The 7,303-nt window shown below is 55.2% G+C and carries 7 protein-coding genes; 3 read left to right on the top strand and 4 right to left on the bottom strand.

Going from position 1 to position 7,303, the window contains the following annotated elements:
- Together RE6C_RS01520 and RE6C_RS01525 are read right to left on the bottom strand one after the other, a co-directional pair.
- A partial coding sequence (locus RE6C_RS01520; protein ID WP_008653197.1) for an IS91 family transposase occupies positions 1 to 707 on the bottom strand: 707 nt, incomplete at its 3' end.
- Positions 708 to 721: 14 nt separating this feature from the next.
- On the bottom strand, positions 722 to 1,762 hold the full coding sequence (locus RE6C_RS01525; RefSeq protein ID WP_008653198.1) for a tyrosine-type recombinase/integrase: 1,041 nt from the start codon (positions 1,760 to 1,762) through the stop codon (positions 722 to 724).
- A gap of 168 nt (positions 1,763 to 1,930) precedes the next feature.
- Here RE6C_RS01525 and RE6C_RS01530 point away from each other — a divergent pair, with 168 nt between their 5' ends.
- From RE6C_RS01530 to RE6C_RS01545, 3 genes are all read left to right on the top strand, one after another.
- Entirely contained in the window at positions 1,931 to 2,362 is a 432-nt protein-coding gene (locus RE6C_RS01530; protein ID WP_008653199.1) for a DUF3592 domain-containing protein, read from the top strand.
- An 809-nt stretch (positions 2,363 to 3,171) separates the two neighbouring features.
- Positions 3,172 to 3,657, top strand: a complete 486-nt coding sequence (locus RE6C_RS01540; RefSeq protein WP_008653204.1) for a hypothetical protein — start codon at positions 3,172 to 3,174, stop codon at positions 3,655 to 3,657.
- Between the two features lie 118 nt (positions 3,658 to 3,775).
- The gene (locus RE6C_RS01545; RefSeq protein WP_008653206.1) at positions 3,776 to 4,069 is read left to right on the top strand and encodes a hypothetical protein; all 294 of its coding nucleotides are present in this window, start codon (positions 3,776 to 3,778) and stop codon (positions 4,067 to 4,069) included.
- 200 nt (positions 4,070 to 4,269) lie between these two features.
- On the opposite strand, the gene RE6C_RS01550 is transcribed toward RE6C_RS01545, so the two are convergent.
- On the bottom strand, positions 4,270 to 5,505 hold the full coding sequence (locus RE6C_RS01550; RefSeq protein WP_008653207.1) for an IS110 family transposase: 1,236 nt from the start codon (positions 5,503 to 5,505) through the stop codon (positions 4,270 to 4,272).
- 922 nt (positions 5,506 to 6,427) lie between these two features.
- Positions 6,428 to 6,799, bottom strand: a complete 372-nt coding sequence (locus tag RE6C_RS01560) for a hypothetical protein (RefSeq protein ID WP_008653210.1) — start codon at positions 6,797 to 6,799, stop codon at positions 6,428 to 6,430.
- Between the last annotated feature and the right edge of the window lie 504 nt (positions 6,800 to 7,303).

Below are 7,303 nucleotides of genomic sequence, written 5' to 3' on the forward strand. Positions count from 1 at the left end.
GGGACGCCGTGCCCAACCGGCTGGATGTCGACGACGAAGTCTTTCGTCCAAGCCTCCAGATCGATTTGGGCATAAAGACCTGCCGCTCGAAGTTCATCGGCAAGCTTCGCTTTGTAGGTTCGGATCAATGTGCCGTGGTGGAACAAGAAGTTCTTCGGAGTGCTCTGCCATGATTCGGCATTGCCTTGCTCATCCAGTTTCACTCCGCCGCCAGGAACGACGTAGTGAACGTGCGGATGATAGACCGCCGGGTCACGCCCCCAAGTATGAAGCACACCGAAGAACCCAAGTTGGCATCCTTTCAGGCTCTTGGTTGCCGATCCCACATCGCGAATGCTCTGACTGCTGGCATCGAACAAGCATCGGTAGCCGTCACGTTGGTGAACGCGCAGCACCAAGCCAACCTCCCGGGGCACCGTGAAAGTGACCAAGAAGTGATGAACCGGCATCAGCTTGGCAGCCTGCGTTTCAATCCAAGCCTGCGTCCGCTGGTGACCGCAGTTTGGGCAGTGCCGATTGCCACACGAACGCCCGACCCAGTGATCGATTCCGCAGCCGCCGCACTGGTAGTGAACACCACCCAGTGCACCGGTGCGACAACGAGTGATCGCGCCAAGAACTTTATCTTCGGCGACCGAGATCGAATCGGCGTGTTGCTGCAGGTATGCCGGTGCGAATTGGCGAAGAGCCTCCGCAACCGTGGGCATTTGCGAGAGCGGGTTTACTCGTCGCTGCCTGGTAGCCTACCGAATAGCCTTTCGATTTCTTGACGAGCGTTCGCCTCAGCGGTGTCAGTCAGATGCAGATAGACCAAGGTGGTCTGCAGCGACGAATGCCCCAAGTACTTTTGAATTACTTTCAGTCCCACGCCCGCTTCGAGCAAGTGCGTCGCATAGGAATGACGCAGCGTATGAATGCTGACCTTCTTGCCAAAGCGGAGGTTTTTCGTGATCTGCTTCATTGCTCCTTGAACGGCCGTTTCGCTCATCGGAGTCGTCGCTTCGCTGACGCCGTCTTTGGCAAGGCGGTGGTTTCGTCCATCTGCCGGAAACAGCAGGCACGGGTGCCGGTGACTTGCCCAGTAGTTTCGCAGAAGTCGAACGGTCGTCGTCGGCAGCGGGACATACCGGTCCTTGGCTCCCTTGCCACGATGGACATGAACCCAGCCTCGCTGGGCGTCGATGTCACTGACCTGCAGATGCAACGCTTCATTGAGTCGGAGTCCCAGCGAATAGACGGTCCAGAAATAGACGAACATTCGCTGCGTGGTCGCTGAGCCGATCAGTTCATGAACCTGCTCGATCGTCAGCACCTCCGGCAACGTGGTGATGTTTTGGAGCTTGAGCATCTTGATGATTTCCCAGTCACGCTTGCAGGTGTGCGTGAAGAAGAACTTGATGCCCGAGAATGCCACGCGGAGTGATCCATAAGCAAAGTTGCGATCGTTCTTGAGGTGCAAAAAGCACTGCCGCACATGCTGCTCGTTCACCTGGTCGGGACTGCAACCGGCGAAATCGGAGAGCTGCCTGACCGCTCGGATGTAGCCATCGTGAGTTCGTTTGGCCTTGCCGGTCAGGTGCAAGTCTTCGGAGAGTCTCAGGAGAAGACTTTCAGGGAAGTGGGACCCAGGTGCATCTTGCGAACCGTTTGAGCTAGACTTAGACATGTTGTGTTCCTTTTCAGGAGGAGTTGCTGAGCTGTTCCCAGCGAACAGCTCCTCCTGAAAGGTTGCTTCCAACAATCCGTCACGCGTCCGTTCCACCACCAAACCGAAACCGCCGCGTTAGCGGCTTACTTGAACCAAGCGATGCACCCCAGTCGCGGAGCCGAGCGTTTTGACAATGGAAAATCTTTCGCCGCGACGGGGTGATCGCGGTCGTTCCCCGACAAAACTGACCTCAAGTCTTTAATGATCCGAAACTGGTTTGGCATGATTCGCGTTCTAATTCCGCTTCTTGCGGGATGCTCGCTTCTGGTGTCGTTGATCGCAACTGTTCTCACTGCCGACTTTCTTCGCGACGCAAAACGCACTACCGGTACTGTCGTCGATTTGCACACTACGACCAATGATGACGGTGAGCTGCTGTTCAAGCCTACGTTCACCTTTGCTGCTAATGGGCGTGACTACTCGGTTCAAGCATACGGTCACGTCTCGCCATCGCCCGGCAACGTTGGCGACCGCATCGATGTGCTGTATGATCCGACCGCGCCATCGAATGCTCGCATCGACTCGTTTGTTTACACTTGGCTGATTCCATTCGTGACCTTCATGCTCGGCTGCGTCTTCGGTGCGATCCATTTCGCGACTGCTTGGTTTGCTCGCAATTTCCGCTACGTTGGCCAAGATGGCGGGGAACCATGACATGCACGGGAGCACGGCTTGCGGCGTTTTTCGCAATGGATAGTCCACTCTCCGTGCCCCGTGATGTCCGCCGTTCGCCGACTGAAGCCCAATGACACCACGCCGACGCGTCATCCGAATTGCGATCATTGTTGTTGTTTGCTGGATCGCGACTCTTGGCATCTATATCGAAAGCGACGTTAAGTCGATGCCATGTCATTCAGACGATGGCATTGATCTCGCTGACGTTCCAAACACTGACGATGGGCTTTACCTCAACGCATATGTCGAAACACCGGAGTTCACCAAATTCGGTATTCCTGGCATCCTTCACTACACTGGGGCTTCATCACCTTTTTCGTTGGTTGTTGTTGGCTTCGTTCCCGTTGACAGCGGTTTCCGTGAAATTGTGATCGAATCCGTTTCTGTGTCGAACGATGCAGACGGGCGAACAACACACGTCCATGCCTCTGATGCGTTAGACGAGTTCAAGACGACACATGGGGCTGTTCTTTGTGGAAATGTTCCGTGTGGGCGGATCATTGACCGCTGCGCATCAGTTACACTAGTCGTTAAAGGAGCGTTGCTTTCGCACGACGGTGATCGCCATTTTGAACGCACGCTCGAATTGCCGATTCACCGATCTACGTACGTGTACCCAGGATGGGCTTTCGTGTTTCTTCCAATGTACGCGTAGATCAAACGTACGGGTAACCATCGCGTGAACCGGAGAACGCGAGCTAAGCGATTTGGGCGTTGGAAACTTTATCGCGCGTTCCCGGTTACGCGTACCGTTACGTGTATCAACCTTCCTTTCTCGGAGACAAGCAATGTCGACCAATGATGCTCTACTGAATCGTATCGCCAAAGTCGAAAACGAACTTCGTATCTGGCGAATCGGCGGTACTCTCGTCGCCTTATGCATTGCACTCACCGTTACGGTTGCCGCCAATGGCAATCCGGAAACGCCTTCGGTCCTTCAAGCTCGCGAGTTCCAACTATTGGGCGATGATGGCTCCGTTCGCGCCTCCCTGAAGACACTTGGGAACAGCAATACGCAGCTACGGATGTATGACGGTTCCGGGAAATCCGAAGTTTCAATCGCCGCAAATGATCAGAGAGCCATCGTGTCTCTGACGAACGACAACCGGATCAACTCGGCAAGTATCGAAGCGTATGCCCGCGGAGGATCTGTTGGCCTTTCCCGCCAAACCGGTGATGGCAAAGCTTTGACGCACATGGTTGGCGGAACGGAAGGATCGTACGTCAAACTGCAGCCACTCAAAGGTGATGAGACCCGCATCCCAGCAGAGTAATCACGTAACAATGACATGCACGGGAGCACGGCTTGCGGCGTTTATCGCAATGGATGGTCAACTCTCCGTGCCCCGTGATGTCCGACGTTCGTCGTACTATCCAATGCTCGCATCTTGCATGATTGACGACCGATTCAAATTTGCGAAGACGGAACCCGCCGTTCGATTCTGCAACCGCATCATTGACGCAATGACGTCCCACAGCGACCTGCACCGTGACGAGTGTGTGCGAATGGTTTGCGATTACTGGAGTGACGTCGACGACCTCGAAGCTGATCCACTTCTGTACGGAGAACCGGCGTACTACTACGCAATGACAATCATTCGTCATCCAACTATCGGCGATAACAAACCCGAATGGTTTCGCGACCGTTCGTTGTGGCCGCCTCCGCCAGGATGGTGCTCGGACTGATCGCTTGACGATGTGCGCTGGTTACAATTGCTTCTGTATATTCCCGACACGAACAAGAGCGACGAACCATGTGATGCAACGGAGACATCTGAGGCATGTTGTCTAGGGTGGTCGAGATCGGCAGCTGATTATTTGCGACATTTTATTCACCGGCAAACATCGGGTTTCTGACAGGTTTTCAACACCGGTTGATTGGCGGCTCATAGGAGCTCGTAGAGTGGCGAACCAGTCGCTTTCAGGCGGGCAATGTATCGATCTTCGTTGTATGGCTGGGCGGTTTGCCAGCACCGATAGATGATGCGTTGCCATTTGTAGGCGAGGGCTCGCTTGGCGGTGTTGGCTGATTTGCCTTTCGCAATTTGTTGATTGTAGAACGCTTTCGCCCATCGACTCTTTGTGATCGAAAGGCCCGCCATCTCGTGAAAGGTTTGACGAAGAAACTTGGTGCATGCCCAGCGAGCGACCGCGAACTTCCGCTTGCCGCTTTGCTCGGTTATCGGAGCGATGCCGCTGGCGCACTGCAGACACTTCGCGGAGCCGTACCGATTTGGGTCGTCACCCATTGCTGCGATCAACCGAGCTTGAGTGTTGTCGGACGGGCCAGGCAGCGATTTGGCGATCGCGTAGGCCGGATGCTTTGGAAGCAGTTCTTTGATTGAGGCTTCGTATTGCCGAATGTGTTTGTTGTAGATTTTAAGTTGCTCCGCGATCATTACCGCACGGCGCCGACTGCTACGAAGCGTGACTTCGTCAACGGTCAAGGGCATCGCCTCAATGATTAGCTTGGCAAATTTGTCAGCCTTGCGTTTCATGCCGACCCCGTGAAAGTAGCTGCGAAGCTTCGCTTCACCTGCGTCCTGAGCAGCCTGCAGCGTGGGATACTCGATCAAGAACGACAGCAAGAAAGCGGCGTAAGGTTTAGCTGCTTTGAAGCCTAAAACAGCAGGGAAATACTGCTTCAGAACCGCCGTGAGTTCATTCGCCAAGTCCGCCCGCGTGTCGACAGCCCGCCGGCGATCTTCACTGAGAGTGCCGAGCTCACGTGTGATCGCCTGGTCTCGCTTCAGTGGCCTGAGATCTGACAGACGATCGTGTAGAAAGCCAGCGAGCCTTTTTGCATCGAGCGGATCGTTCTTCCCTCCTCCATGTGCAAATGATTTTCGATGGTAGGCCAAAGCGGCGGGATTGACTGGGTAGATGACGATGTCATCGTGTTCAACGAGAGCATTGATCAAAGCACCCTTGGCGGCCTCGATGGCGATCAAGAAGTTGGCTCCGGGGGACTGCTCTCGCCAGAACTTGAGCTGCTCTGCGATAGCCTTGGGCGACTGTTTGAAGACACCGATTTGAGTCTTGCCGGTCGAGTCGATGAGATGGAAATCATGCTTGGCGTCGGCCCAATCGATTCCGATCAAGATTTTCGTCTGCTTGGTCATGAGCTAAGATTCTGTGGTTGATAGGGGATTACTAGAAGCTGATTCCGCTTGACGCAGGGAATTGCACGGCGACGTCCTTATGGATGGTCTTTTTGGTCGAAGGCGTCATCTGAGCAGTCGTTAGGCAATTCCCGCTACTGATCGTGGCGAAGGTCTCCGTTTAGTCGTCTCATCACCTCTGGTTGGTGGAGCGGCAGGCCGGGAGAATTCGTCCACGATCAGTCAAGCGGCCTCATCCCGTCGAGCACTCCGACGGGCAGATTCAGGCTAATCAGCTTGGGGAATTTCGCGTCCGCATCTGTGTTGATTGACTGGATCGTCTGTCTTGGGCTGCGAGATGGCCCTGACACGATCAAGTCACTAGAATGAATGCGGGTGACCATAAGGACGGGTGGCCAGTTTTCTCGTCTGCTTGCAAGTCGTTCGCCCGTCCCCGCTGATCACTGCCGTTATCGCAACTAAGTTGAGACCAAGTTCCGACGCCCGACCTCAATGCATTTGCTCACCGAATTTTTCGCTCCGCATGGATGGGTCGCGCTGACCGTTTGCGTGCTCGGTACATCACTCGCATCGTATCTCTGGGCGGGCCGCGGGTTCGTATTGTCCGTGCTCTTGGTGGGCGCTGCGTATGCGATTCTTGACCAGCGTTGGATTCGATCCGAAATAGACGCCCCTGGCTGGAATGGAACGCCGGATCAAGATGCAGTCTTCTATCTGGGCGTCACGATTCGACTCGCGTTTATGTCCGTAATTCTCTTTGCCACGTTCGCGGCTACATTGTTTTTCGCTTCACGATTCGGCAATCGAGACACAACGTGACGATGGTATTCGCAGACCCTAGAATGTGCGATAACCATCGCAATCGGGATAGGGGCCCGGTTGCCCGGGACCCCTCCCACACCACCTAGCATGCGGGACCGCACTAGGCGGTTCGTCGCAAGGATGCAAACGACTTCCAACGCTCTTCTAGATTCAACAAGCCCTCGGCGGTCAGGTACTCGATCGATAAAGCCCGCTGGACGCCCGACGTCATGGAAAGACGCCAGGCTCCCTTGCCGCTCAACGCGAAGCCGCGAGCAACACGAGCGGACACGCCCAAGGAAGTCAGCTTCTTCAGACGAGTCTTCGCCTTCCTCCACTGCTTCCAGTAGCAAGCTCGAACACGTCGCCCCGGTGTTGCCTGATGAACAGGGCACTTGTCCAAGGTCACGAACGTTGTCCTGACTTGATCCAGTGCAGAGCATCCCAGCCAGCCCGACGCGTGAGAACGAAACTCGCGAAGACGCGATGACATGGACACGCCTCGGCTCTTACCAATGATCCTTCCGGCTCGCTGCAGCGAGTGGTCCTCAAGCGAAGACCAGCGTCAACCTGACTCGGTGCTGCATACACTGGGGAGGTCTTTTCGTTGGGCCGTCGATTCGGCCTGTCGAGAACTGTCACCACTGTCGGGGTTGCACCAGCTCAATTCAACGACGACCTTGGCGACATCGGCGCACCAAAGTAGGCGACCCTCAAATGTCGCCATTCCCATAAGGGACCATAAGCGACACGCCCTTCTCTGACGAACAGGGCGAGTCGCAGTTGACTGATTGTGCGTTTAGTCAGCGAGTAAGTCGTCGGCACATGATGTCGTCGAACACTCTCAGCCAACAACGGTCACATGCGATTGTTGGCTCCGCTGGGCATGCTGCTGGCGAAGCACCCCCGAAGCGGTTCGCCGACGCTCTACGGAACGTTCGCAGATGAGGCGATCCAATCTTCGGAACACGACATTGGCGTGTTGCATCACATGCAA

This window comes from Rhodopirellula europaea 6C (genome assembly GCF_000338295.1).
Taxonomy (GTDB): Bacteria; Planctomycetota; Planctomycetia; order Pirellulales; family Pirellulaceae; genus Rhodopirellula; species Rhodopirellula europaea.

Bases quoted from the DNA above. Each gene is read 5' to 3' on its own strand.
- RE6C_RS01560 (WP_008653210.1), bottom strand. From the start codon at position 6,799: ATGTCATCGCGTCTTCGCGAGTTTCGTTCTCACGCGTCGGGCTGGCTG.
- RE6C_RS01530 (WP_008653199.1), top strand. From the start codon at position 1,931: ATGATTCGCGTTCTAATTCCGCTTCTTGCGGGATGCTCGCTTCTGGTG.
- RE6C_RS01540 (WP_008653204.1), top strand. From the start codon at position 3,172: ATGTCGACCAATGATGCTCTACTGAATCGTATCGCCAAAGTCGAAAAC.
- RE6C_RS01550 (WP_008653207.1), bottom strand. From the start codon at position 5,505: ATGACCAAGCAGACGAAAATCTTGATCGGAATCGATTGGGCCGACGCC.
- RE6C_RS01545 (WP_008653206.1), top strand. From the start codon at position 3,776: ATGATTGACGACCGATTCAAATTTGCGAAGACGGAACCCGCCGTTCGA.